Source organism: Thermococcus sp. AM4, from assembly GCF_000151205.2.
Classification (GTDB): Archaea; Methanobacteriota_B; Thermococci; order Thermococcales; family Thermococcaceae; genus Thermococcus.
On record NC_016051.1, the window covers coordinates 138,530 to 162,769 of the forward strand.

The following is a 24,240-nucleotide window of genomic DNA, read 5'->3' on the forward strand; positions in this document are numbered from 1 at the left end:
TGCCCTCAGCGGAGGGCGAACTCCCCGACGAAGGCCGAGCTCGATATTGTGTCGCCTATACCGACCGTTGACTTCGGCTTGACCACTATCTTTGTCGGAACGAAGGCGAGCTGGTAACCGTTGACCTCAGCTATGCCGTTTCTCATACCGTACTCACTGGCGAGGGCTTCCTCGACAGGTTTTGCCCTCCCGTTCACGGGCACGTCCATGGCCCTGACTATCTCGTCTATCGAGGGAACGTCACCGAGCTTGGCCTTCGCGGCCGCCGCTAAAGCCGCGAAGAGCAGAGCATCGCGGACGAACTCGCCCCTGTAAGCGGTCAGCGCGAGGTAGTAACCGTAGGTGTGGAAGTGAATCCTCCTAACGCCAAGCTCAGCTAACTTGAGCATCGCCTCGGTAACAGCTATCGGGTCAACGGGGTCGTTCGCGAGGAGCTTTTCCGCCAAATTCCTCTCGCCCATCACTTCCATTATCGAGGCCAGCTCGACCTCGTTGAGGCCGACGCTCCAGAAAGCGGGAAGCAGGTCGAGGATGGCCTTCCTAACCGTCTCGTCCGGTGTAAAGGCGAACTCAAGGTGAGCGGGAATGCCTTTCTCGTTGAGGACCTTCAGGTGCTCCCGTATCACCTCGAAGGGCTCGCGATAGTTGTCCTTGGTCAGAGCCTGAAGCCCGCTGATTATCGCGAGGCTGACGCCGGATGCAATCTCGTCAAAGCGCTCCCTGAACTCGTCGCGGATGAAGAGGTTCGTGTTGTAGTCGTCGGCCGCTCCAATAAAGCGGTTCTCCCTCGGAGCCTCGAAGTCGAGAACCTTAAAGCCCCTGGGAAACTCGTAGATGTAGTGGAGACAGCTCTCCTCGTCGCCACCGAAGTCCCTCGGATGGACGAGCCTGAGCCCATCGTTTTCGACCTTCGGCACGTAAATCGGCCCGTCCTTGAAGAGGCCCGCCTGGAGCTTCGAGAGCTGGGGAACGTGCGCCACAACAGGAATCCCGTAAACTCCGCCGAGGAGGTTGGCCATTATGCCGACCTGACCGCCCATCCTGAGCTCGTCCCATCCCCAGCGCCTCATGTAGAAGCGGACGGGACAGCTCTCAACGAACAGCTCAGCCGCCTTGCCCCTCCTGACGCTCCAGAGGATTGAGCCGAGCAGCTGAGGAACGCTCGTTATCTTCTCGGGCAACTCCTCGGAGTAGCGAAGGACCTCCTCTTTTCCGGCCCTTTCAATCCTCGCCTCGAGGTCGCCCCTCTCAAGGTATTTGATGGCGTCGATGTTGGTGTTGTAGGCCAGGAGAACGCCCTTAACGTTGCCTACCTTAGCCCTAACCCTCTCGAAGGCAGAAGCGTAAAGCCCGTCCCACATTATGTATCACCGAGAGTGAAAAGTGCTGAAAACTAATAAGGGTTTCGTTTCAGCCTACAGAGGAACCACAACCGGAACTCCCCTTACCTCCCCTATCTCCACCTTAACGCCGTAGACTTCCTCAAAGAGCTCCTCGCTCAGGACTTCAAAGTTACCGTCCGCTATTTTTCTCCCGTCCTTCATGAAGACGAACCTCTTCGCGAAGCGCAGGGCAAGGTTCACGTCGTGCATGACCGTTACGACCGCCTTCCCTTCCTTCGCCAATTCCCTTGCGAGCCTCATCACCTCAAGCTGGCTCTTGAGGTCGAGGTTGTTGGTCGGCTCGTCCATCAGCAAGACTTCCGGTTCCTGAGCCAGGGCCCTCGCTATGCTGACCTTTTGAAGCTCTCCACCGCTTATCTCGTTCGTCCTCTTGAGGGCTAACTTCTCAATGCCGAGCCTCTTTAGGGCTTCTTCAACGACCTTCAAATCCCTCTCCGACGGCGTCAGCCCCATGTAAGGTCTCCTGCCGAGGAGGACGGTGTCGAAGACCGTCAAAAACCCTGGCTCGACCCTCTGCGGGACGTAGGCGAGAACCCTCGAGAGCTCCCTCGGAGGGTAGTCGTTAATCGGTCTGCCCCTGACGAAGACACCGTCGCACTTCAGGATTCCTGCGAGACATCTGAGAAAGGTACTCTTTCCAGCTCCGTTCGGGCCGAGGATTGCCACGAACTCACCCTCGCCGACTTCCAGGCTTATCCCCCTCAGGACCTCCCGCTCGCCGTAGGAGAAGCTTATGCCTTTCGCCTCAATCATCGCCGGCCCTCCATCTTCACAAGGAGGTATATGAACGTCGGCGCGCCGAGGAACGATGTTATGACGCCAACGGGAAGGTTCATGGGCGAAACTATAAGCCTCGCGACTGTGTCAGCCGAAACGAGGAGCAGTGCCCCTGCTAACGCCGAGAGGGGAATGAGCGAGCGGTAGTCGCCTCCAGCAATTAGGCGCATCGAGTGGGGGGCGATTAGACCGATGAAACCTATGACACCAACGAAGGCCACCGTTACGGAGGTTATGAAGGCCGAAAGCAGTGTCCCGATTAGTCTCTCCCTCTCGATGTTGACTCCAACGCTCTTGGCTATCTCATCGCCCAGCGTTGAAGCGTTCAAATCCCACCGCTTGACGAGGAAGTAGGCGAAAACGAAGGCGAACGCGACGGCCATTATGGCGTTCTCCCGCCACGTTGCCCTCGCGAGGTTTCCGAAGCTCCAGTAGACCATCGCCGAGAGCTGGAGTTCGTTGGCGAAGTACTGGACGAGGGTAGTTAGAGCAACGTAGAGGGAGCTCATAGCGACTCCGGCCAAAACTATCGCCTCCGGACTCAGACCGCGGAGCCTCGCCAGAGCGAGAATGACGAGGGTAGCGCTTATCGCCCCGAGGAACGCGAAGAGAACGACGGCGTAGGGGTTGTTGAGGAAAACCTGCCCCGAGTTGAGGGAGTAGCCGGCACCGAGGATTATGGCCAAAGAGGCGCCGAACATGGCGCCGTTCGAGACCCCCATAGTGAATGGCGTGGCGAGGGGATTTCTCAGGTAGCCCTGAAGAACCGCTCCGGCAACTCCCATCGAAGCCCCTACGAGGATTCCGGCGACGATTCTCGGGAGCCTTATGCCGAGGATTACGAGGCGGTCGTCCTTGGTTCCACCGCCGAGGAGAACCGCGAGGACTTCCCTAACCGGAACGTGGTAGGGTCCGCTCGAGAGGGAGAACAAAGAGACCGCTAACAGGGAAAGGAAAAGGGCGAGGCCTATGAGGAGCTTTCGCCTCAGGTACGCCCTGTAGTCCATGACCATAGGCATCACGGGTTGGTCGGCAGGCCGTAGGTGACGTTCCCGCTGGCGAGGTCTATCTTTCCGAACCCGCCGAATTCCTCCGCGAGCTCGCCGTAAACCGGCTTCCCGACGAGGAACGTGAATATTTCGTTGGCCTTCTTAACGGGGTCTATATTCTTGAAGCGCTCCGGGTAGATAACCTTTCCGATGTAGTAGGCGTCAGCTATGGCAATTCCGATGTTGGTGTTGTAGAAGTTGTAGGGCAGGACTCCGTAGACGTGACCCTCCTCCACGGCCTTGAGCGAGTTGTAGAAGTCGGGATTGCTCCTGTAGTCCTCGAGGATTATCTTCAAACCACCCTCGTCGATGAAGATGTAGTCCGGGTTCTCCTTCAGCAGAAACTCCTTGTCCACCTGCACCCAGCCGTTTTTACCCCTCAGGTTCGAGGCGACGTTGTCGAGATGGAGAACAGTGAAGGGCGCGTAGTCGGTGAAGGTGCTCGTTATCCCGTGGGCGCCCTTGAAGCCTATTCCACCGACGTAAACCCTCGGACTCTTCAGGCCCTTCGTGAGGTTCTCAAGGTAGCTCTGCTGCTCCTCGATGAACTTTATGACTTCCTCGGCCCTCTTCTCCTTTCCGAGGATTTTTCCGGCCAGGAGGAGCGACTTGAAGAAGACCGGGTCTGTGAAGTTCTTCAGCGTTCCGTAACTGAGGACCACGACGGGGATTCCCGTCTTTTCCTGAACCTCATCGGCGGTCTGCCTGCTCACGAATACCATGAAGATGACCTGTGGGTGGACCTTAATCAGGGCCTCCATGTCCGGAAGCTTTCCGGGACCACCGGGGCCGATGACCGGCAGTTTGAGAAGCTCGGGGTGGGCCAGTATGTATGGCCTCCCGTAGGGGAAGCGCTTCTCGAACTCCTCGATTCCGACGACGTCTTTGGTAGCGTTGAGGTAAACGAGGATTCTCAAAGCTCCCGGCCCAACGGCAACGACCTTGCTAACGTTTGTCGGAACCTTCACGGTTCTTCCGAGCATGTCGGTGACGGTGATGTAGCCCTGGCCCGTGCTTGAGCTCGTCATCGTTGAAGAGGAGCTGATTGAGGAAGTTGTGTAATTCGATGTTGATGTCCCTATGCATCCGGCAACCGAAACGACCAGCAGGATCACGAGGAATGCCAGAGCTTTCCTCATCTGTATCACCAATATTGAATTTAGTGTTACCCTTTAAACCATTTTTGGCCAGTGGGGTAGCAAACAAAGAGAAAAGTTCAGTCGGCGTACCTCAGGAGGATCTCCTTCAGCTCGAGGGCCTTTCTGTAAGTCGGGGAGTCCGGGTTTCCAAGTATGGCCTCGATTTCGGGGTCGTATTCCTCGACAAGCTCATCGTACGGGATTATCGTTTTCGTCGTGAAATCGTTGAATCCAAGCTCGTCGAGTATCCTCTCGACCTTCTCGATCTGGCTCTCCTTCTTCACCTTGTTTATCACGAGGTGGACGTGCTTAATGCCGAGCTGCCTCGCCAGCTTAGCCGCATCAACCGCCACCTGGACGGAGTTGTAAGTCGGCTCTGTGAGGACAACCGCCTGCTTGAAGCCCTTGGCGAGGGCCCTTCCAAAGTGCTCCAGTCCGGCCTGTGTATCCATCAGGATGATCTCGCCCTTCCTGAGGTTTATGTACTTGACGACCGCGTCGAGGAGGGCATTTTCAGGGCAGAGACAGCCGGCGGCCGCCTGAACAACGCTTCCCATGACGAGGAGCATGACGCCATCCGGTCCGACGACGCCGAACCTGTCAACCACGTCCCTCACATCGGGGGTCAGCGAGAAGTACAGTCCCCAGTTGGTCCCGGGCCTCGCTCCAGTTTTCTCCTCGATGTAATCGAGGTTCTTGTTGAGGGGGACTATCTTGTCCCTGATCTCCTTGGGGACACCGAGGGCATGCGCGAGGTTCATCTGGGGGTCCTCATCAACAGCCAAAACGCGGTAGCCGTCGCGTGCGAGCAATCTTGCGAGGAGGGCGGTCATGGTGGTCTTCCCGACTCCACCTTTCCCCGTTATCACGACCCTGAACCCCTCCTCCGGGGCCTGTTTTTTGGTTCGTTCTCGCAACTCTTCGGCTATCTGGAATAGCTTTTTTCGTCTTTCGTCTTCAACCGATTTGAGGGGTTTCCCCATGAGCAACACCGGAGGATTTTGGAAAGCCCGCGTATAAATGCTTTTAGGTTTGGATATAAAACCTGAGGATTACCCATTTTCGTGGAGTGGAAGGAACGTATCTGACCTTCAATGTTCATTTATGTACCGATGATTTTTTTCATGCATTGGTGTGTAACCTTGGGTTTCACACTTTTGGATAATTTGACCTCTGACTGCTTGGTCAGTCAAGGAGAGGGGACAGTACTAAATAAAATGTGCAGATTATGTTACATTCTGTTCTTTATTATCCCGGTTTTTACCTGAAACGGAAACCCATTTATATATAAACCTGTTACATATGTTCCGGTGATCCCTATGCCACCCGATTCAAAGCCTACTATCTTCATAAACCCAGCGAAGTGCATTGGCTGCCGGCACTGTGAAATAGCCTGTGCAGTGGAGCACTCACAGAGCAAGAACCTCTTCTCAGCGATCTTCGAGGACCCGCTGCCAAAGCCGAGAATACACATCCTCCCGATGGGGGCCTACAACGTCCCAATGAACTGCCGCCACTGCGAAAAGGCACCCTGTATGGAGGTCTGTCCCACCGGGGCGATTTTCAAGGACGAAGATGGTGCCGTTCTCGTCGATGTGGACAAGTGCATCGGTTGCAAGATGTGTGCGATAGTCTGTCCCTTCGGTATCCCGGAGTTCGACGCCCTCAACGGCGTGATGTTCAAGTGCGACATGTGCCCCGACAGAAGAGCCGAAGGAAGGCCCCCAGCCTGTGTTGAGGCCTGTAAGACCGGCGCACTTATGTTCGGAACCATAGACGAGGTGGTCTCAAAGGTCAGGAAGGAGACCGCCGAGAAGATAATCAAGCTGAAAGAGGGCGAATACGGGGAGGAATACAACGGTTGGGACCTGTTTAGGTCTTTTCAGGCCGAGGTTATTCGGATTAATGAGGGGGAGTCGAAATGAAGAAGTATAAGGAAGTATCGATAGACCCCACCACCCAGAAGATGTATGAACGCGCCCAGGAGCTGGGCATCGAGACCGTCTGGGAGAGGCTCGAAAAACAGCAGCCCCAGTGCGGTTACGGCCTGCTTGGAATCTGCTGTAGGAACTGTCTAATGGGTCCGTGCAGGATCAATCCCTTCGGCGGTGAGCCCAAGAGGGGTGTCTGTGGTGCCGATGCAGACACGATCGTTGCCAGGAACCTCCTCAGGATGATTGCCGCCGGTGCGGCCGCCCACAGTGACCACGGGAGGCACGTGGCTTTAACCCTTCTCGTCGCGGCCGAGATGGCCGAGAAGTTCAAGAAGGAAGGAAAGCCCGTCCTTGAGCTCGACAACATGGCCTCGAACACCCTGCCTTATCAGGTCAGAGACCCTGAGAAGCTCAAGGCGGTTGCGAAGAGGCTCGGAATCGAGACCGAGGGCAAGAGCATAAGGGAGCTCGCCAAGGAAGTCGCGGAGGTGGCCCTCAACGACTTCGGAAAGCAGGATGAGGAGCCCTTGGCCTTCCTCAAGGCTTACCTCAACCCGAAGACCTACGAGATATTCGAGAAGGCCGCTGAAAAGGCCGGGATGCCGTGGTTTGAAAGCGGTATTCTCCCGAGGAGCATAGACAGGGAGATAGTCGAGAGCCTCCACAGGACACACATCGGAACCGACCACGACCCGGTTAGCATACTCCTCCACGGACTCAAGACGGCCCTCGGCGACGCCTGGGGTGGCTCGCTCATAGCAACTGAACTCCAGGACGTCCTCTTCGGCACACCGAAGGTTATAAAGGCCGAGGCCAACCTCGGCGTCCTGAAAGAGGACTACGTCAACATAGTCGTCCACGGCCACGAGCCGGTCCTCTCGGAGAAGATAGTCGAGGCGGCCCAGGACCCCGAGCTGATAGAGCTCGCCCAGAAGCTTGGAGCCAAGGGCATAAACGTCGTCGGAATGTGCTGTACCGGCCTTGAGGTCCTCATGAGGCACGGAATTCCGATAGCGGGCAACTTCCTCCAGCAGGAGATGGCCATCGTTACAGGTGCCGTCGAGGCCATGGTCGTTGACGTGCAGTGTATAATGCCCGCAACGGTCGACGTCGCGAGGTGCTTCCACACCAAGATAATAGACACGAGCCCGATAGCGACTTTCCCAGGGGCAATTCACATCAAGTTCGACGAGAGGAGGGCCGACGAGATAGCGAAGGAAATCGTCAAGACTGCAGTCGAGAACTTCCCGAACAGGTCGAAGCAGAGGGTCGAGATACCGAAGGAAAAGATGTCGGGCTACGTCGGCTTCAGCGTCGAGGCCATACTCGAGCACTTTGGAGGCTCCCTCAAGCCCATCGAGGAAGCCATCGTCGAGGGCAAGATAAAGGGCGTCGCCGGCCTCGTCGGCTGTAACAACCCGAAGGTGAAGCAGGACCACAACCACATAAAGATAGCCAACGAGCTCATGAAGAGGGACGTCCTCCTCATTGGAACGGGCTGCTGGGCCACCGCGGCGATGAAGTACGGCATCTTCCTGCCCGAGTACGCAGACACAGAGAACGTCGGTCCGGGCCTGAGGGAGTTCGCCAAGGAGTGGGGCATTCCACCGGCGCTCAACATGGGATCGTGCGTTGACTGTACGAGAATGCTTGTCTTGGCCGACCTCATAGCGAGGGACCTCAATGTGCCCATCTCGGCACTGCCGGTCGTTGGTTCGGCCCCCGAGGCAATGACCGAGAAGGCGGTCTCAATAGGAACCTACTTCGTCGCCAGCGGAATAACAACTCACCTTGGCGTCGTTCCGCCGGTTCTCGGCGGGCCCAAGGTCGTGAAGATTCTCACACAGGACCTCTACGACATCGTTGGAGCGGCCTTCATAGTGGAGCCAGACCCGTACAAGGCGGCAAAGCTGATGTACGAGCACATCATGAAGAAGAGGAAAGAGCTTGGAATTTGATTTCTCCTTTCTTCACTCTTTTTGAGGTGATACCATGGGGGAGGAATTCGAGGGGGTTAAAGCCGACGCCTGCATCGGCTGTGGACTCTGCGCTCAGGTGTGTCCACACAACGCGATATTCGTTATGGATAATGATAAACGGGTCGTTTCCTTCCACCCAGAACTCTGCAAAGAGTGCAACTACGAGTGCAACAGCATCTGCCCCACTCAGGCAATCAAAGGAAAGCCCATGAGAATTGACCTTGAATTTGAATACGCCCATTGTCAGGTCTGCGGTAAAAAGCTCGACTACACGGTCAAGACCGCGGAGTTCCTTTACCGCAAGCTGGAGAGGTTCTACGAGCATCCGGAGATAGTTTTCATGTGCGACAGGTGCAAGCATGAGCGCGTTAAGGAGTTCCCGAGTGAGTACCTGAAGTTCTTCGGAGGGATGCTCAAATGAGGGGCATGAAGTTTTCGTTTCTCTGCAGGAGCAAACCGGAGAAAACCGGCAAACGGGTGGCGATAATCGGGGCCGGCCCCGCGGGATTGACGGCCGCCGGTTACCTTGTCTGTAAGGGCCATGACGTTGATATCTACGATAAAATGCCGGAACCCGGCGGGCTCATGCTCTTCGTTATCCCGGAGTTCAGGATTCCGGTTGAGAGGGTTCGCCTCGGAGCTAAAGAACTTGAGGAGGAGTTTGAGGTAACATACTATCCAAAAACGAAGGTCATGGAGGGTGAGAGACAGGACGAGGGCGACGAGTTCTACGAGAGGATTGTCAAGCTGAGCGAGCTGAAGGAAAAGTACGACGCGGTACTCATAGCGACGGGAATATGGAACGTTAGAAGGATAGGAATTCCCGGAGACGACCTCGAGGGCATACTCTCACCGCTCGAGCTGCTCTTCTGGATAAAGGGGCACGAGCTGGGTTACGTACCAAAGGAAAAGGTTCCTGATTTAAAAGGCAAGAAGGTTGGCATCATAGGAGCCGGACTGACCGCGGTCGATGTTGCCTTTGAGTGCAACCGCCTCGGAGCCGAGGTTGAGATATTCTACCGCAGGACGATAAGGGAAGCTCCGGCGGGAGCCTACGAGATAAACATTTTGAGAAACAGGGGAGTTAAATGGTTCGAGCTCGTAACACCGAAGCGCGTTATAGGTGAGAACGGCAGGGTTAAAGCCATCGAGCTCCTGAGGACGAGGCTCGGTGAACCGGACGAAACCGGAAGGAGGAGACCCATTCCCATTCCCGGCTCCGAGTTTCAGGTCGAGCTCGACTACCTCGTCTTTGCCATAGGAATGGTTTCAACTCCACCGGTGAACGGGGGTTACATAGCAACAGACAGGAGGGGAAGGATAGTTGTGGATTCGAGGCACATGACGAGCGCCGAGGGAATCTTCGCGGCCGGTGACGTCGTCAACGGCCCGACGAAGGTCGGCAGGGCCATAAAGGACGGCCTGTACGCGGCGGTTTCAATAGACAAATGGCTCAGGGGGGAGCTCTGATGGAGCGAAAGTACCTCTACCTCGACTACCTCACCTGCATCGGATGTGAGACCTGCGAAACCGTCTGTGCATTCATTCACGATGGCAATCCCAACATCAGGATTTACGTGACCGAGAACAAGCAGTACGTCCCGATAAACTGCAAGCACTGCGACGATGCCCCCTGTCTCAGGGTCTGCCCAACCCACGCGATATACCGCGACGAGGACGGTGCAGTTAGAATCCACGAGGAGAAGTGCATCGGTTGTCTAGCCTGCCTGCAGGTCTGCCCCTACGGCGTCCCCTTCTACAGCCTCAAGGTGAAGGCGATAACCAAGTGCGACATGTGCGCCGACAGACGCGAGGAGGGACTCGAGCCGGCCTGCGCCCTTATGTGCCCGGCAGAGGCGATTCAGTACGGCCCGCTTGAGATGGTTCTCGAACTCGTTAAGGAGAGGCGCGCCAAGAACATTCCGGAGCACCAGCGCGAGCTAAGCGACGAGGAGCTGAAGAGGAGCGTTACCTCCGGCTACTCCGTTCTCTGACACCTTTTTGTTTCGGTGGGGTGAAAATGAAAAGGATAGGGCTGAGTGACGTTATCGGAAATGCAAGGAGAGTAGTCCTGTGGGGGATAGGAAACGAAAAGCGGGGCGACTACGGCTTTGGGGCCTACCTTGCCGAGGCCCTTATGATAGCCATTAGAAACCCGAACTTCCTCGTCCTCAACTGCAGGGAGGTCCCGGAGAGCCAGGCCGGGGTCACGGTTAGATTCGCCCCTGAGCTTCTTATCATCGCAGTCCCCCTCGAGCTCGGTGAGGAACCAGGAAAGCTCGTCGTTGCCGGGCCCTGGGAGGCCATTGAAGACGTTCCTGAGGAGTTCAGACCGCAGCTTGAGGTCACCCTGAGGCATGTGAGCGAGCTCTTACCTGAGACGAGAATACTGATCCTCGGCTGCCAGCCCGGCAGTGAAAAAGAGGTAACGGAGCCCGTGAAAACCTGCGTGCGGGCCCTTTCGATCTCCCTCCACGAGCTCTTTGACTAAGCGATATTTTTATAGGTGAACAGTGTTTCATTAATTCTGGTGGTGACCTTGAGGATCGCGGTCCCCCTTGAAGAACCGGGCTTTGAATCAAAGGTTTCGGAGCACTTTGGACGGGCGAGGTACGTTGCGATATTCATGGTGAGCGGGAGCAAGTTGAGCGGCGCTGAGCTCGTTGAACTGCCCGAGACCCACGAACCCGGCGATCTCCCGGCACTCCTCAGGGAGAAAGGTGCCGACGTTGTCCTCGCCTACGGGATAGGGAGGAAGGCGATTGCCCACTTCGAGGCCCTCGGCATTCGTGTGGTTGCGGGGGTGCGTGGAAGGGCGGTGGACGTGGTCAAGGAGTTCCTTCAAGGAACGATTGCGACCGATCCCAACTGGGGAGAGCGCATAGTCCGGGAGCACAAAACATGATAAAATTTTTAAATGAACTTTTCTTCACTTCTTTGGTGGTCGCATGGGAGTTAAGGACTTCGCCCCGAGCTGGTTTGCGAGCGTGATGGGAACCGGAGCGCTGGCTTTAGTCAGCAAAGTCTACTCATCGAGGCTTTCGGCGTTAAACGGTTTCGCGGAGTTCCTCGTCTACCTCAACACGCTCCTGTTCTTCGTCCTCCTGATTCCATGGACGCTGAGGTGGGTAAAGTACCGCGAGGAAGCTATGAAAGACCTCTACCACCCTGTCCTCGGCAACTTCTACGGCACGATAGGCGTCGCCTCGCTCGTCCTCTCGGCCGACTGGCTGTTCATCTTCGGGAATGAAAGGCTCGCCTGGGCCTTCTGGCTCTTTGGAGTGCCCTTCGTCCTGCTCTTCGCCTTTCTGATTCCCTACATCGTATTCACAGGAGACGGAATTGACACCAAGAACATAACGCCCGCCTGGTTCATTCCCCCGGTCGGGCTCATAGTAATCCCCATCAGCGGGGCGAAGCTCATGGCACTCTCCCCGGGAACGGTAAAGGAGCTGATGGCCTTCATCAACTACTTCGCCTGGGGCGCGGGCTTCTTCCTCTACCTGGCCCTCTTCGCGATAGTCCTCTACCGCTTCATAAAGCACGAGCCGATGCCCTGCGGGATAGCTCCGTCAATCTGGATTAACCTCGGACCGATAGGGGCCGGGACGAGCACGCTATATTCTCTCGTGAAGGCCAGCGACTTCCTAAAGATAAAGGAGCCGTTCCTGGCGTTCGGGTTAATCTTCTGGGGCTTCGGCGTCTGGTGGTTCGTCATGGCGGTAATACTAACGCTCCACTACATCAGGAAGCTCAACCTGCCCTACAGTCTCGCGTGGTGGGCCTTTATCTTCCCACTTGGAGCCTATGTGAGTGCGACCTTCAAGGTCGGGGCGACCTTCGGGATAGGGGCCATAGGAGACTTCGGCTTCGCCCTCTACTGGCTCCTGCTGGCGATGTGGCTGGCTACCGGAGCCTTAACGCTCAGGAACTTCGTCTTCAGAGGCCCAGCGCGACGAGGAGCGTCTTGAGGGCTATGACGTACATTATAACTCCTATTACCTTTTTTACCTGCGCCGAGCTCATCTTGAAGTGCATCAGGTGGGTTCCCAGCCAGCCACCAGCTATAGCAGGAAGCGAAACCCAGAGTAGCAACTCCCAGTCAAGGGTCCCGAGCTTCCAGTAGGTCAGAAAACCGCTCAGCGAGGAGAAGAACACTATTAAAGCGGTAGTGCTGGCGACTTTCTTCGGCTCGTAGCCGAGGAGGATTAGGGCCGGGCTGATTATCCCGCCTCCGCCGACGCCGAGGAGACCGCCGAGGAAGCCCGCGATTCCACCGATGAGCGAGCCCTCAACGATGTGGTTGCCCTTTCCTTCTCGCTCCTTTGGCCTGAAGAATATCATCATCGTCCCGGAGTAGATGAGAAACGCCACAAAAACCCACAGAACATATACTTTGGGGATGAACTTACCGGAATACGCTCCGACAGGGGCCATCAGGGTTGCAACTACCAAAATCGGGAGCCCAAAGCGGTGATCGAGCTTTCCGTGGCGTATGTTCTTCAGCGTGGCGGAGAACATCGAGAGGGTGTTGATGAAGAGACCCGTTGGCTTGGCCGTCATTAACGGCACACCCAGCCAGCCCATAACTGGGACTATGGCTATGGCAGAACCCACGCCGCCTATCGAAAAGACGACGCTCAGGATGAAGGCTATGAGCGCTAACTCCGGGTAGTTCGTTTTAGGTCACCCGAAGAAAATGAGAAGAGCCTCATTTAAAAGGTTTTTCATCTTTGAGTTCGTCGCGGAGGTAGGTCTTCCTGAGCTCCTCGGCCTCAATCTCTATGAGCCTCAGGAGGGCGTATTCGAGGAGTCTTAACTCCACGAGGAGCTCAACGAGCTTTTTACGCCTTCCCTCCGAGGATTCTCCCTCGAGAAGTTTCCTGACGGTTTCTTCAAGGGGCATTACTTCCTTCTCAAGGATTATCTTTGGCTGTTCAAGGAACTTCTCGAAGAGGGCAGGAATCGCCGTGAAGTACTTCGTCCGCCCCTTCTTTTGAACCTCAACGAGGTAGTCCCTCTGAAGCCTGCTCAGGGCCGTTGACACCGCCGACCTGCTGAAACCTGTTTCCTCGACGAGCTCAGATATCGTCATGGGTTCTCCGCTCAGGAGGAGCAACGCGTATATCCTCCCCTCAACGTGAGAGTACTCCCAGCGTATCATGAGCTTCTCAACGAGATGAACGAACGCCTCTTTATCCCCCACAGAGCCCACCAAGGGGTGGATAGGGCGCGGAATCTTAATAAGTTTGCTATTGTTATGTCAGAAATTTCTGACATTTCCGAAAACTTTAAACGCATTTTGCCGAACCCATAATCGGGGGTGGTGGAGATGAAGACTCCGAAAGCGATAAAGGAGCCGTTTCCAAACGCTATGAACCCTTCAACCGATGTCGGGGAGGTTGAATCCGAAGAAAACGAAGGGAACCAGCTCACCACCGCGCTGAAGGCCTTCAAGCTCATACTCGGAAACCCGATAGCGAGGGCGCTGATAAGGCCGACCCTGAGGAAGTACGAAATCAACGGACGAGAACTCCCGGCTCTCTACTGGGCCCTCAGCATCTACGCGGGCGAGAGCATAAACGCGCCGATGATGGTCCGCTTCCAGGCGGACACGATAAAGCTCCTGCTCAAGCTCGGCATAAAGCTCGCCCACGGCGATGAGGAGGCCGTCAAGGAGGCCCTGCTGAGGGACCCCCACATAAGGCGCGGAATCTGGGTCGTCCTCGAGGGCATAGCGAAGTACGGCGTCACCGTTCCCCAGCGCCTTGCCGGGCCGTTCCTGATAGTCTGGAACTTCACCAACATGTGCAACTTCCGCTGTCAGCACTGCTACCAGAGGGCCGACAAACCGCTCGCGAGCGAGCTATCCCTCGAGGAGAAGCTGATGCTCGTTGACCAGCTCGACAAGGCCGGCGTCGCGGCGGTTGCAATAAGCGGGGGCGAGCCGACGATACACCCGCATTTCCTCAGAATCGTCAAAGAACTGTCGAGCAGGGGAATTCACACGTCGGTGGCAACCAACGGCTGGACGTTCGCGAAGAAGGAAGAGCTTGAAAAGGCCGTCAAAGCTGGAATAAAGTACGTCGAGGTCAGCGTTGACTCGGCGAAGCCGGAGAAGCACGACAAGTTCCGCGGGATTCCCGGGGCGTGGGAACACGCGGTAAAGGCCCTGGAGAACGCGGTCGAACTCGGGATAAGCCATGGAATGGCCACGATAATGGACAAGGAGACCTACCAGGAGATAGACGACATACTCGACTTGGCTGAGAGCATAGGCGTGAGGCGCGTCATCTTCTTTAACCTCGTGCCGACGGGAAGGGCCGAGGACATGGTTAAGGTGGACCTCTCACCTGAGGAGCGCGAGGAGTTTATGAAGGAAGTTTACCGCCAGATGAAGAAGCGGAAGCTCGAGATACTGACGACCGCGCCACAGTACGCGCGCGTCACCCTGCTCATGAGCCAGGGCAAGAGCGTCACGCCGGCGCACTTCTACATCGGTGAAAACAACTCCGTGAAGACTCTCGCCGAGTTCATAGGCGGTTGCGGTGCCGGCAGGATTTACGCCGGAATCGAGCCCGACGGAACGGTAGTTCCCTGCGTCTTCCTCCCGCTCCCCGTCGGAAACGTCAGGCACAGACCGTTCAAGGAGATATGGGAGAACAGCAGGATATTCAACCTCCTCCGCGACAGGGATAGCTGGGAGGGCCAGTGCGGGAGGTGTCCCTACAAGTACATCTGCGGGGGCTGTCGCGCAAGAGCGTATCACTACACGCTGGACATTGCGGGCGATGACCCCGGGTGCGTTATCAACAGACGCCTCTGGGAGGAGATCGTTAAGCACGGAAAGCCGAAGGCCCTCACCGAGGTCAACTGGGTGGACGAAACGGTTGTTCTCCGCGGGCCGAGCCTCTACGTGCCGAGTTACTATCTTGCCGTTGAACGCGTTGCTGAAAAACTGATTGGAACCCGGGGAAAGCAGGAAGTTCACGCCTGATTCCGTTTCCTGAAGTATTTTCTTCCCTTCACCTCGACCATCCTGTAAACCTCTCCCTCGCCAACCTCAAAGGGCGGTCTGTTGAGTTCATACGTCTCGTAGCTCTCCATGTCCATCAGCTGAACCTCACCGGGAGTAACGCTCGTAACCATCGCCTCGCTCTCCTCGTGCTCGACGGTGTCAACTTTCTCCCTCTTCGCGGTCTTCCAGTCAAGGTGCTCGCTCTCCCAGTTCTCGAGGTTTTTGAGCGTTAAGCCCTTGCCGTCAACGCGCTCGACCTCGTAGACGTTGCCCCTCCTGTCGGTCACTATATCGCCCTTCCTGAACTTCGGAATCCTCACGCTCACGCTCGTCCTGTAAACTTCCCTGCTCGTCTGTCTGTCGAGGCCCACCAGTTCATAGGCCTCGCTTATCGTTCCCCCGAACCTCTCGCGGATTGCCTGCGCTATCTTCCTCGCCGAACTGGTGGAGCCCATGTAGAAGTCGAGGCCTTCCTCCTTCTCTATGGTGTCCTGGATGAAGCCCATCCTGTCCTTCCGCATTATCTCGTCCACCTTCTCCTCGACGAGCTTTCCAATGGCCTTCCGTTCCTCCTCGCTCAGGGGCCTCCCCTCGGCGCGGACCTGAAGGATGGCCTCGAAGTAACCACCGAGGAACTTCTGACAGCGGGGACAGACTGTCTGGCGGACGTAGACGGTAACGCGCTTCCGCTCATCGTGGAGCTCCCTCTGTAGCTCGTGGGTCCGGGCCTTAACGCGAACCTCGTAGACGATTATCGCCGGAAAGTGCTCGATGTGGAAGTCCAGGGGCTCGAAGGAAACCACCGCCCTGCCGACGGGCAAATCCTCTATCTCCTCCAGCTCCTCGGGCAAAACGACCTCGTACTCCCTGATTTTCTCGCTGAAGGAATCCTCAAGCTCCTCGAGAAGGGCATTTTCGGCGACCTCGAAGATGAGCTCCTCAAGCTCGTAGCTCTTTGGGTCAACCCACACTCCCCTCTTCTTGTAGCTCCCGCAGTTCTGGCAGAGCTCGGTGTTCACCTCTTCCCCTGTGAGCAGGACCGGGTTCTCCTTGCGGTAGCAGACCTGACAGAGGCCCTCGATGAGCGGACCGCCTTCCTCCTCGCTTATCCCACAGCGGTAGCAGAACCTCATCTCTCTCACCCGTTTCGAGTTGGGCTGAGGGTTTAAAAAGTCTCAGAAGAGGAGCTTCGCCATCTGCGCGTGGGGAACGCCTTCAATCCTGAGAACCCTCTCCGGGTCGACGTAGCCGAGCTCGATTGCCTTGGCGACACAGCGCTCCCCGGTTAAGTTAGCTATGGTTGCCTCTTCAAGGAGTTCCTCAAGTTTCTCCTCCTCAACGAGTTCGCCCTTGTAAAAGCGCTCCTTGACCTCGAGCTTGAGCTCACCCTCGCGGAAGGTCTTCCCGATTAGCTCCTCGTCGCAGGCCGCGAGGAGAACCTCCCCCTGGACGCGGTAGATTTTAACGTATATCATCCCCATCCCCCGCTGTAGTGTGCGGTGCGTCTTATAAACCTGAGCCAACCAAAAAACTTAAAGGCACTTTTTCTAACATTAAGTTAGTAAGTGGGTTGGGGGTGAGATGATGGAATCAGAGATGGGAAAGCTCCTCGATATCCTCGGAAACGAGACGAGAAGGAGGATACTCATCCTTCTCACCAAGAGGCCCTATTTCGTCAGCGAGCTGAGTCAGGAACTTGGTGTCGGCCAGAAGGCGGTGCTGGAGCATCTGCGGATACTTAAGAGCGCCGGCCTCATAGAGGAGAGAACCGAGAAAATCCCCCGGGGGAGGCCCAGGAAGTACTACACCATAAGGCGCGGCTTCCGGCTTGAGGTGATGCTCACCCCGTACATCTTCGGAACCGAGCTGTACGAGCCCAAGGAAGTCAGGAAGACAAGCGTTTATTCAGAGGCCCAGAGGCTGATAAAGTCAACGGAACCAACGGAAGAGAAGGTGAAAGAGCTGGTTGAGTTCCTCGACAGCCTTGAGGCGAGGCTCAACGAGATGCTTGAAGTCAAGAGGGAGCTCGAAGAGGTCAGGCTCATGGTCGAGACCTACATCGAGAACCTCCTCAGAAGGGTTGCTCAGGAAGACGAGCGGCTCTTCGAGGAGATAATGCACGAGCTTGGTCCAAAGCTTCCGAAGAGAATCGCGGCGAACCTCAACGATTTTTAGGAAGCGGAAAAAGCTGAAAAGCAAAGAAACCACATGATCCAGATCAGAGGATCTTGCCCTCTTCCTTCATCCTGACGAGCCTGGTTATGTAGCCCGCTATTCTGTTCCTTATGGTCTTGCTGGTGACGTTGGTGAGCTCCTGGACCATCCTCTTGTTGTGCTCGAAGTCCCTGGTGAACTTGTCCGGATACCTGTCAAAGAGCTCGCGAGCGGTTCTCTTGATGAAAGCCTGCTTTATGTTCCCCATTCTCATCACCTCGATTAGCCTAAGCCGTAACCCAATCCGGAGAATCTTTTTAAAAGTTTTCCCCGCGGAAAGAAAAGGCGCCGTTTTCTCAGCCTCTCTCAAATCCATCAATTCCTTTTGGGTTCTCGTTTCAGCCTCTAAACTCACCATGTTCCGGGCCTAAAAATTTATAAACTCCCTCCCTTTTCTCGTCATTGGTGAGCGCCGGGGTAGCCTAGCCTGGGAAGGCGCGGGACTCGAGATCCCGTGGGCGTCCGCCCACCAGGGTTCAAATCCCTGCCCCGGCGCCAAACAAACTGCCGAGCCCGTGGGGGTTCCTTCCCACACTTCTCTTACATCCCCAATAGAAGCACGGGACTCGAGATACCGTGACTATTTTCAAGCAAACAAAAGAGAAGGGAGTTCACGTCGTTATGTAAGCCCCGTCCTTTTCGACTATGACCGTGTGCTCGAACTGGGCCACCGTGCCTCCCCTGACCTCGCGCAGTATCGGGTAGCTGTATATCGCGCCGACCTTGTCAAGCTGTGCCAGTGCCATCTTGAGCTGTCCCTCTGGCAGAAATCCCTGAAGCCAGCGGTACGCGAAGGGGAGCGTTTTGTACTCGCGCTTGATGTGCATGAGCAGTCTTCTCGCCTGGAGCATCCTGACCGGCCTGTCGCGGACGTACATGAAAATCAGCGCCGGCGGGACCTCTATCACCTGCCCCGCGCCGGTCGTCGCGAAGGGCTCTATCGCGAAGACGTCTCCTTCCTGGAGGACGTACGTGTCCGCCTGCCTGTAAACGTTCGGAATGCTGACTCCAGCGTGGAGCTTGTAGCGCTCGACCTTGTGACCGCTGAGATTGACTATCGGGTTGAAGCCCTTGCCGCGTATCGTTTCCTCGATGGCCTTCGCGACGTCCCTGACCATGACTCCTGCTCTGACGGTTGCTATGGCGTTCTCAAGGGCTTCCCTCGCCGCTTCCATTAGCTCGTCTTCCTCCATTCCGACGCGGAACGTCACTGCCGTGTCCGCTATGTAGCCGTCAACGTGAACGCCGAGGTCGAGCTTGAGGTAGTCTCCCTCCTTGAGGGCGGTATCGTCGCCCCTGTACGGGGTGTAGTGCGCCGCCACCTCGTTGAGCGAGAGGTTGCAGGGAAATGCGGGCTTCCCGCCGAGTTCGACTATGCGCCTCTCGACGAACTCCGCTATGTCGTAAAGCTTAGCTCCGGGTTTGATCAGATCAACGACCTCTTCCTTGACCTTTCTCGCTATTTCGCCAGCCTTCAGCAAAGCCTCCATGGCGTCCATCTTTCAGCACCGCCACTCTTAGGAGGACCTAACCCTTAAACCTTTTGATCTCGAAAACCTTTTATTCCGGCCCTTCCTCTATATCCCGGTGGGCGGATGTTTGAATTCAAGAGGTACGTTAATCTCGGCGAGGATCTCTTCGTCGTCAGGAATCTAATCGGGGCCATCCTTGAGGGCGTTGGAATAGCATATTTGATCCCCGTCCTGCTGATCTGGTTCTATCCGTCCGAGGTCAGGTACGTTTACTACTTCGCCATACCCGGCTTCATGAGCATTCTCCTCGGGGCATGGCTTTCGAGGCATCAGGAGAGCATCGAGGACGTTAACCTGAGGCAGGCCATGATATCGGCAGCCTTCATCTGGCTCTTTGCTTCCCTCGTCAGCGTCGTGCCCTTCATGAAGATAGCCGGAATGAGCTTCATAGACTCGTACTTCGAGAGCATGAGCGCATGGACCGGAACGGGTTTGACCATGATGAGCCACCTTGAGAGCTATCCCAGGGTTCTCCTCTTCTGGCGCGCGTGGATGCAGTGGCTTGGTGGCATAGGCATTGTCCTCGTCGCCCTGACGGTTCTGATCCGCCCGGGGGTTGCGGCGGCAAGGCTCTACAAGGCGGAAGCGAGGAGCGAGAGAATCCTCCCGAACCTCGCGAACACGGCGAAGGTTATCTTCCAGATATACTTCGTCCTGACCCTCGTCGGTGCTTACCTCTACTACATCAACGGCATGAACCTCTTCGACGCGATAACGCACTCGATGACCGGCCTCGGCACCGGTGGAATGAGCAGCCACGACGCCAGCATCGGCTACTTCCACAGCATGAGCATAGAGGCCATCACGATCTTCCTCATGATCCTCGGTGCCGTTAACTTCACCGTCCACTACAAGGTCTTCAAGGAGAAGAGGCTCGGGCCCTTCTTCGACGATATCCAGGTTCGCTACATGTTCATTTTCCTGATCCCGGCGGTGTCGCTCATAGCCTACGGCCTGATACAGTACGGCGACAGCATTGCAGAATCCCTCAGGCAGGCGATCTTCCATGCAGTTTCGGCGATAACATGCACCGGTTTTGGCATAGCGGATCTCTCTAAGTACCCCGAGCTGTCCAAGTTCATCATCGCCCTCCTTATGGTCATCGGCGGTGGGGCCGGAAGTACGGCGGGTGGAATCAAGCTCATCCGCTTCACCCTAATGTACGAGAGTCTGAAGTGGACTGTTCAGCAGTCCCTCCTTCCCAAGGGTGCAGTTATCAAGAGAAAGGTCGGAAACTACGTCTTTACCGTGGAGGACCTCCAGGAGGTTACCAGCTTCACGATGACCTACCTCGCCTTCCTGCTCATGGGCACGCTTTACGTCATGATTCGGGTGAAGGCCTCGCTCGTGGACGCGTTCTTTGAGGTTGCCTCCGCCCAGGGAAACGTTGGCCTGAGCGTTGGCATAACCTCGCCCCTCCTTCCTCCGGACGTTAAAACCGTCCTCATATTCCTAATGTGGGTCGGAAGGCTTGAGATATTCTCAATCCTCGTGTTCCTCGTCAGCGTTGCTGCCATCTTCAGGAGGAGGTGACGATCTTAGGATATCCACGAGGCTTATCCCTTTTCCCGTTAGCTCGGCCTTGAGATCGTTCAGCTTTATCAGAAGCTCCAACCTCGCGTGTCTGTTCTCTATCCTCTCCGCGTTCTCTATCGCCCCCTCAAGGAACGCGAGGGCTTTGAGCCTGTTCTTCGGAGCCTCGTGGAGGGCCAGCCGGTACAGGGCAACCGCCTTGTGGAACGGGTCTTCGATCGCGTTGAGGGCTTTTCTGGCCTTCTCGTAGTCGCCGGAGAGGTAGAAGAACTCAACGAGCTGGCTGAGGAGGAAGTCTATCCTCTTCCTGTCCCTGACGAGGGAGAAGGCGTAGGCCCCTTTCTCCAGGAGGCCGTTTCTTATTAGCTCTCTGAGTATCTCAACGAGCACGTCTTCCCCCGATGCGTAGGCGAGGTTTATCGCGGTTTTCAGTGCCAGATCCCCGTTGAAGTCGTCTCCTGCCCGGTAGAAGGCCATTGCTATGTCCGCCATGAGGATCGCTCTGTACCTCCAGCTTGAGAGCCCGTTGACTATCGGTATCAGTGCCTTCAGGTATCCAACGACTTCTCCTTGCTCGAGTTCGAGCTTTGGAAGGCTCCTTATGATCATCTCGGCACCAACGTAGACGTTCTCGTCCTTACGGACCTTTTCGAGCTCCTTTATGGCCTGCTCCACCTCACCGGCATCCAGCATGTCCTCTATCCTTTCGAGTCTGTCCAGATCGGAGCCTTCGTTCGAGAGGCCGAGGAGCTTTTCAAGGGGCTTCATCCCCAGCTCTCCCGAGGAGTAGCTCAAGGTAGGAGCGCCTCTCGAACCTCTTCACCCCGAGACTCCGGAGGAGCGAGGTGAGCTTTTCCACCAGCTCGGGAACCCGCTCTGCCTCGTCGGTCAGAGCCTCCGCCTCTATGAACTTTCCGAGGCCCTCAACCTCGTCGAGGGTTATCGTGATGCCCTTCTCGACGTAGTACTTCTCCCGAACCTTCTCAACCGTTAGGACCTCGGTAAAGCCCAACGCCTCCAAGATGCGGGCGTGGCCGTCGGGATCGCTTATCTGAACCTCTATCTCCTCCCTCGTCTTCGAGACCGAGTCGAGCTTCGGCCCCTTGTAGGTCAGAAACGCCTCGAAGTGGCCGTTGAAACGCCTTATCCTGATCCTCAGCGCCTCGTCGGTTTTTGAGAAGTCCCTGCACGGATGCTGATAGTATGTGTCCTCGTGGTACTCCTTCCTTATCAGTCTGAACTCCTCGCGAACCCTCTCAAAGACCCTATCGTCAGCGTAGCCCTTGACCTCAACTTCGATCATGGGAGCACCCCCATTTTCTTCAGGTTTTCCTCCAGTTTTCCCTCGCACCTCGGGCAGTAGAGGGGACCCTTGATGTCAGTGTCGTGGATTGAGTTTGAGAAGTGCATAACGCACCTCCGGTCAGGACAGTGGTCCAGGCCGAAGACGTGGCCCAGCTCGTGCATCGCCTCCTTCACCGCCCTCTCGAGGAGGAGATCCCTGTCTGGAGGCAGGCCGTAGAACTCGTTTCTCAACCGCCGGGTGGAGATTACGGCGCTTCCGAGGGAGCGGTTGGCGAGCCCGAAGATGAAGTTCAGACCTTCCTCGTAGAGGTCGAGGTCCGTAACTCCGAGTATGGCCTTGGCCCCCAGCTTCCGCCGCAGGGTGGCAAGGGTTGGTAGAAAGACCCTGCCGAGGTACTGTCCCCTGGAGGGATCCAGTGCAACCGAGAAGGGCTCCCCGGGAAGCTTGCCCGAGAACTCAGCCCTGAGGTTAAAGCGTGAGTAGTAATCGCCAACGAAGTCGATTATCCCCTCTATGAGCCATTCCTCAACCGGACCGATAGAAACGACCGCTATCATTCGCCTCCCCAATAGGAAGAAGAAGGAAAGGCCAATAAACCTTTCCCTCAGGGTATGAGCTCCATCGGCCTGAGCTCCTCAAGGAAGTGCTTGGCGAACTCTATCGTCTTGTCGATGTCCCTTATGTCCGCGGTCTCGACCTGGCTGTGCATGTACCTTATCGGTATGCTGAGAACGGCAGTGGCAACGCCCTCCCTGTTGATCTGCATTATGTTGGCGTCCGTGCCCGTCGGTCTCGGTGACGCCTCGACCTGGAGCTCTATGCCGTACTTCTTGGCGACCTCGTCGGCAAAGGCCCTAACCTTGGGGTTGATGTTCGGACCGACGTCCATAACCGGTCCGCCGCCGAGTTTCGGAACGATCTTGCCCTTGTCGCCGACCTGCTTGGCGAAGGTGACGTCCATCGCTATGCCGATCTCTGGATCAATCGCGTAGCTCGCGACCCTCGCACCCCTGAGTCCAACCTCCTCCTGAACGCTCGCGACGAAGTAGATGTCCGCCTCGTGGCTCTCGAGGGCCTTGGCGGTCTCTATCATTGCGTAGAGGCAGACGCGGTCGTCGAGGTAGGGAGTAGCTATGCGGTTCTTGGTGAGCTGAACGAACGCTGGAGCGAACTCGCCGACGGTCCCAACGCGGAATCCCATCTCCTCGGCTTCTTCCTTGCTGTCCGCACCGACGTCAACAACAACAGTGTCCCAGTCAGCGGCCTTCTTTCTGTCCTCCGGCTTCTGGATGTGGGGCGGTATGTGGCCGACGACTCCGTAGCGCTCACCCTTCTCCGTGAAGAACCTTATTCTCTGGGCAACGAGCGTTCTCGGATCGACGCCTCCGATTGGAACCAGGTGAAGGTAGCCGTTCTTGTCGATGTGGTTCACCATGACGCCGATCTTGTCCATGTGGGCCGCGATCATGATCCTCGGCCCGTTCCCCTTCTTGTGGGCTATTACGTTGCCCAGCTTGTCCACCCTGATCTCGTCCACGTAGGGCTTGAGCTCCTCTATAACGACGTCCCTTATCCCGAGGAACTCGTAGCCAGAAACGCCCGGGGCTTCGACGACCTTTTTGAGCAGTTCGAGGTTCACCATGGCTTTCGCCTCCTTTAGATAGTCATCTGAATGTGTTCGGCTGGCTTAATAAGGTTTACCTTTGAAAATTCAGTGAAAATGCGGAAGCGAATCAGAAAAGGGAGAGATCAGGCTTCCGGCTCGGCCAGAACCTTGATCTTCCTGATCTCCGCTCTCTTGATCGGGTAGATCTTCCTCGCTTCCTTGGCTATCTCGCTCGCTATCTGGCCGTTGACCGACTGGAGGACGAAGTCGGCGAAGTTGAGCTCTTCAGCTTTCTTGTATATGATGTCCTGGATGATCCTCCTGATTGCCCTCTCCTGGCTGGTCTGAATGCGCCTGTAGGCGATGACCATGCCCATAACCCTCAGCTTGTAGCCGTCCTTGGTGGTGATGTTGAATATTCCGTCAACGCGGGTCGTCCTCCTCCTGACGAGCGAGCGGATGTAAGAGCGGGCGAGGGTGTGGCCCTTGAACTTGGTGTAGGCGTTCTGGCCCTTGACGTCGTAGACCTGGAAGTAGAGCTTGACGTGGCCCTTGGTGAAGTCCCCGGTGAGGTCCTTCAAAGTTGTCTCGACAACCCTTCCTATAACCTTCTCCGGTTCGTCTGCTGGGGTTAGGCCGATCTCCTTGCTCCCGAAGAAGTCGGGAGCGTAGACGACGAACCACTCTTTCATCTTCCACTTATCCTTGGCCGCGGTGGCCCTTCTTCTCGGGTTAGCTCTTGCCATCTTA

General features: G+C 56.3%; 27 protein-coding genes and 1 tRNA gene. 12 read left to right on the plus strand and 16 right to left on the minus strand.

Translation table 11 applies throughout. The features are described 5' to 3' along the window. Positions 1-5: 5 nt before the first annotated feature. The 5 genes from TAM4_RS00810 to TAM4_RS00830 form a co-directional block, all read right to left on the minus strand. Positions 6-1,361 (minus strand): ADP-specific glucokinase, encoded by a 1,356-nt coding sequence (locus TAM4_RS00810; protein ID WP_014121335.1) that lies wholly within the window; start codon positions 1,359-1,361, stop codon positions 6-8. 54 nt (positions 1,362-1,415) lie between these two features. Next, entirely contained in the window at positions 1,416-2,156 is a 741-nt protein-coding gene (locus TAM4_RS00815) for an ABC transporter ATP-binding protein (protein ID WP_014121336.1), read from the minus strand. Continuing rightward, complete coding sequence (locus TAM4_RS00820; protein ID WP_048150785.1) at positions 2,153-3,187, minus strand: iron ABC transporter permease; 1,035 nt, start codon at positions 3,185-3,187, stop codon at positions 2,153-2,155. Before TAM4_RS00820 ends, TAM4_RS00815 begins: the two co-directional genes overlap by 4 nt. A gap of 11 nt (positions 3,188-3,198) precedes the next feature. Continuing rightward, positions 3,199-4,368, minus strand: a complete 1,170-nt coding sequence (locus TAM4_RS00825) for an iron ABC transporter substrate-binding protein (protein WP_014121338.1) — start codon at positions 4,366-4,368, stop codon at positions 3,199-3,201. Between the two features lie 77 nt (positions 4,369-4,445). Then, a complete protein-coding gene (locus TAM4_RS00830) occupies positions 4,446-5,351 on the minus strand; it encodes an AAA family ATPase (RefSeq protein WP_014121339.1) in 906 nt (301 codons plus the stop codon). Positions 5,352-5,678: 327 nt separating this feature from the next. Between TAM4_RS00830 and TAM4_RS00835 the strand changes: the two genes are divergently transcribed. From TAM4_RS00835 to tdt, 8 genes are read left to right on the plus strand one after another with little or no spacing between them, the layout of a single operon-like run. Continuing rightward, complete coding sequence (locus TAM4_RS00835) at positions 5,679-6,293, plus strand: 4Fe-4S dicluster domain-containing protein (protein ID WP_083820392.1); 615 nt, start codon at positions 5,679-5,681, stop codon at positions 6,291-6,293. Beyond that, positions 6,290-8,260: an anaerobic carbon-monoxide dehydrogenase catalytic subunit gene (gene cooS / locus TAM4_RS00840; protein WP_014121341.1), complete on the plus strand. Its 1,971-nt coding sequence runs from the start codon at positions 6,290-6,292 to the stop codon at positions 8,258-8,260. Before TAM4_RS00835 ends, cooS begins: the two co-directional genes overlap by 4 nt. A 34-nt stretch (positions 8,261-8,294) precedes the next feature. Beyond that, complete coding sequence (locus tag TAM4_RS00845; RefSeq protein ID WP_014121342.1) at positions 8,295-8,702, plus strand: 4Fe-4S dicluster domain-containing protein; 408 nt, start codon at positions 8,295-8,297, stop codon at positions 8,700-8,702. Then, positions 8,699-9,751 carry an FAD-dependent oxidoreductase gene (locus TAM4_RS00850; RefSeq protein ID WP_014121343.1) on the plus strand — a complete coding sequence of 351 codons (1,053 nt, stop codon included), beginning with the start codon at positions 8,699-8,701 and terminating at the stop codon, positions 9,749-9,751. The genes TAM4_RS00845 and TAM4_RS00850 overlap by 4 nt, the downstream gene beginning before the upstream one ends. Next, the gene (locus TAM4_RS00855; protein WP_014121344.1) at positions 9,751-10,275 is read left to right on the plus strand and encodes a 4Fe-4S dicluster domain-containing protein; all 525 of its coding nucleotides are present in this window, start codon (positions 9,751-9,753) and stop codon (positions 10,273-10,275) included. The genes TAM4_RS00850 and TAM4_RS00855 overlap by 1 nt, the downstream gene beginning before the upstream one ends. 26 nt (positions 10,276-10,301) lie before the next feature. Further along, positions 10,302-10,772, plus strand: a complete 471-nt coding sequence (locus tag TAM4_RS00860; protein ID WP_014121345.1) for a hydrogenase maturation protease — start codon at positions 10,302-10,304, stop codon at positions 10,770-10,772. A gap of 42 nt (positions 10,773-10,814) precedes the next feature. Beyond that, positions 10,815-11,186 (plus strand): NifB/NifX family molybdenum-iron cluster-binding protein, encoded by a 372-nt coding sequence (locus TAM4_RS00865; protein WP_371136993.1) that lies wholly within the window; start codon positions 10,815-10,817, stop codon positions 11,184-11,186. 43 nt (positions 11,187-11,229) lie between these two features. After that, positions 11,230-12,252 carry a tellurite-resistance/dicarboxylate transporter gene (gene tdt / locus TAM4_RS00870; RefSeq protein WP_014121347.1) on the plus strand — a complete coding sequence of 341 codons (1,023 nt, stop codon included), beginning with the start codon at positions 11,230-11,232 and terminating at the stop codon, positions 12,250-12,252. On the opposite strand, the gene TAM4_RS00875 is transcribed toward tdt, so the two are convergent. Both TAM4_RS00875 and TAM4_RS00880 read right to left on the minus strand, forming a co-directional pair. Next, the gene (locus TAM4_RS00875; RefSeq protein WP_048149585.1) at positions 12,221-12,937 is read right to left on the minus strand and encodes a sulfite exporter TauE/SafE family protein; all 717 of its coding nucleotides are present in this window, start codon (positions 12,935-12,937) and stop codon (positions 12,221-12,223) included. The two genes, tdt and TAM4_RS00875, sit on opposite strands and share 32 nt — an antisense overlap. Before the next feature lie 55 nt (positions 12,938-12,992). Then, positions 12,993-13,487: a GbsR/MarR family transcriptional regulator gene (locus tag TAM4_RS00880; RefSeq protein ID WP_014121349.1), complete on the minus strand. Its 495-nt coding sequence runs from the start codon at positions 13,485-13,487 to the stop codon at positions 12,993-12,995. Positions 13,488-13,613: 126 nt separating this feature from the next. Between TAM4_RS00880 and TAM4_RS00885 the strand changes: the two genes are divergently transcribed. Further along, positions 13,614-15,278, plus strand: a complete 1,665-nt coding sequence (locus tag TAM4_RS00885; RefSeq protein ID WP_014121350.1) for a radical SAM/SPASM domain-containing protein — start codon at positions 13,614-13,616, stop codon at positions 15,276-15,278. Here TAM4_RS00885 and TAM4_RS00890 read toward each other — a convergent pair. Next, a complete protein-coding gene (locus tag TAM4_RS00890; RefSeq protein ID WP_014121351.1) occupies positions 15,269-16,432 on the minus strand; it encodes a 60S ribosomal export protein NMD3 in 1,164 nt (387 codons plus the stop codon). The genes TAM4_RS00885 and TAM4_RS00890 overlap by 10 nt on opposite strands. 42 nt (positions 16,433-16,474) lie before the next feature. After that, positions 16,475-16,774, minus strand: coding sequence for a DUF424 domain-containing protein (locus TAM4_RS00895; RefSeq protein WP_014121352.1), 300 nt, complete (start codon positions 16,772-16,774; stop codon positions 16,475-16,477). A gap of 109 nt (positions 16,775-16,883) precedes the next feature. Between TAM4_RS00895 and TAM4_RS00900 the strand changes: the two genes are divergently transcribed. Beyond that, positions 16,884-17,474 (plus strand): ArsR family transcriptional regulator, encoded by a 591-nt coding sequence (locus TAM4_RS00900; protein WP_014121353.1) that lies wholly within the window; start codon positions 16,884-16,886, stop codon positions 17,472-17,474. 43 nt (positions 17,475-17,517) lie between these two features. Here the strand turns inward: TAM4_RS00900 and TAM4_RS00905 are convergent, their stop codons facing one another. Next, positions 17,518-17,721 carry a 30S ribosomal protein S17e gene (locus TAM4_RS00905; RefSeq protein ID WP_014121354.1) on the minus strand — a complete coding sequence of 68 codons (204 nt, stop codon included), beginning with the start codon at positions 17,719-17,721 and terminating at the stop codon, positions 17,518-17,520. Between the two features lie 203 nt (positions 17,722-17,924). Here TAM4_RS00905 and TAM4_RS00910 point away from each other — a divergent pair. Beyond that, positions 17,925-18,011: transfer RNA gene (locus TAM4_RS00910), tRNA-Ser, on the plus strand. 113 nt (positions 18,012-18,124) lie between these two features. On the opposite strand, the gene map is transcribed toward TAM4_RS00910, so the two are convergent. Continuing rightward, positions 18,125-19,012 carry a type II methionyl aminopeptidase gene (gene map / locus TAM4_RS00915; RefSeq protein WP_014121355.1) on the minus strand — a complete coding sequence of 296 codons (888 nt, stop codon included), beginning with the start codon at positions 19,010-19,012 and terminating at the stop codon, positions 18,125-18,127. Positions 19,013-19,108: 96 nt separating this feature from the next. Here map and TAM4_RS00920 point away from each other — a divergent pair, with 96 nt between their 5' ends. Further along, complete coding sequence (locus tag TAM4_RS00920) at positions 19,109-20,578, plus strand: TrkH family potassium uptake protein (protein ID WP_014121356.1); 1,470 nt, start codon at positions 19,109-19,111, stop codon at positions 20,576-20,578. Here the strand turns inward: TAM4_RS00920 and TAM4_RS00925 are convergent. The 5 genes from TAM4_RS00925 to TAM4_RS00945 form a co-directional block, all read right to left on the minus strand. After that, entirely contained in the window at positions 20,528-21,373 is an 846-nt protein-coding gene (locus TAM4_RS00925) for a hypothetical protein (RefSeq protein WP_158306669.1), read from the minus strand. The two genes, TAM4_RS00920 and TAM4_RS00925, sit on opposite strands and share 51 nt — an antisense overlap. Then, positions 21,333-21,881, minus strand: a complete 549-nt coding sequence (gene cyaB, locus TAM4_RS00930; RefSeq protein WP_014121357.1) for a class IV adenylate cyclase — start codon at positions 21,879-21,881, stop codon at positions 21,333-21,335. The genes TAM4_RS00925 and cyaB overlap by 41 nt, the downstream gene beginning before the upstream one ends. Beyond that, positions 21,878-22,441 carry an archaemetzincin family Zn-dependent metalloprotease gene (locus TAM4_RS00935; RefSeq protein ID WP_014121358.1) on the minus strand — a complete coding sequence of 188 codons (564 nt, stop codon included), beginning with the start codon at positions 22,439-22,441 and terminating at the stop codon, positions 21,878-21,880. The genes cyaB and TAM4_RS00935 overlap by 4 nt, the downstream gene beginning before the upstream one ends. Before the next feature lie 47 nt (positions 22,442-22,488). Next, positions 22,489-23,526 carry a lysyl aminopeptidase gene (locus tag TAM4_RS00940; RefSeq protein ID WP_014121359.1) on the minus strand — a complete coding sequence of 346 codons (1,038 nt, stop codon included), beginning with the start codon at positions 23,524-23,526 and terminating at the stop codon, positions 22,489-22,491. A 107-nt stretch (positions 23,527-23,633) separates the two neighbouring features. Then, on the minus strand, positions 23,634-24,236 hold the full coding sequence (locus TAM4_RS00945; protein ID WP_014121360.1) for a 30S ribosomal protein S3ae: 603 nt from the start codon (positions 24,234-24,236) through the stop codon (positions 23,634-23,636). Between the last annotated feature and the right edge of the window lie 4 nt (positions 24,237-24,240).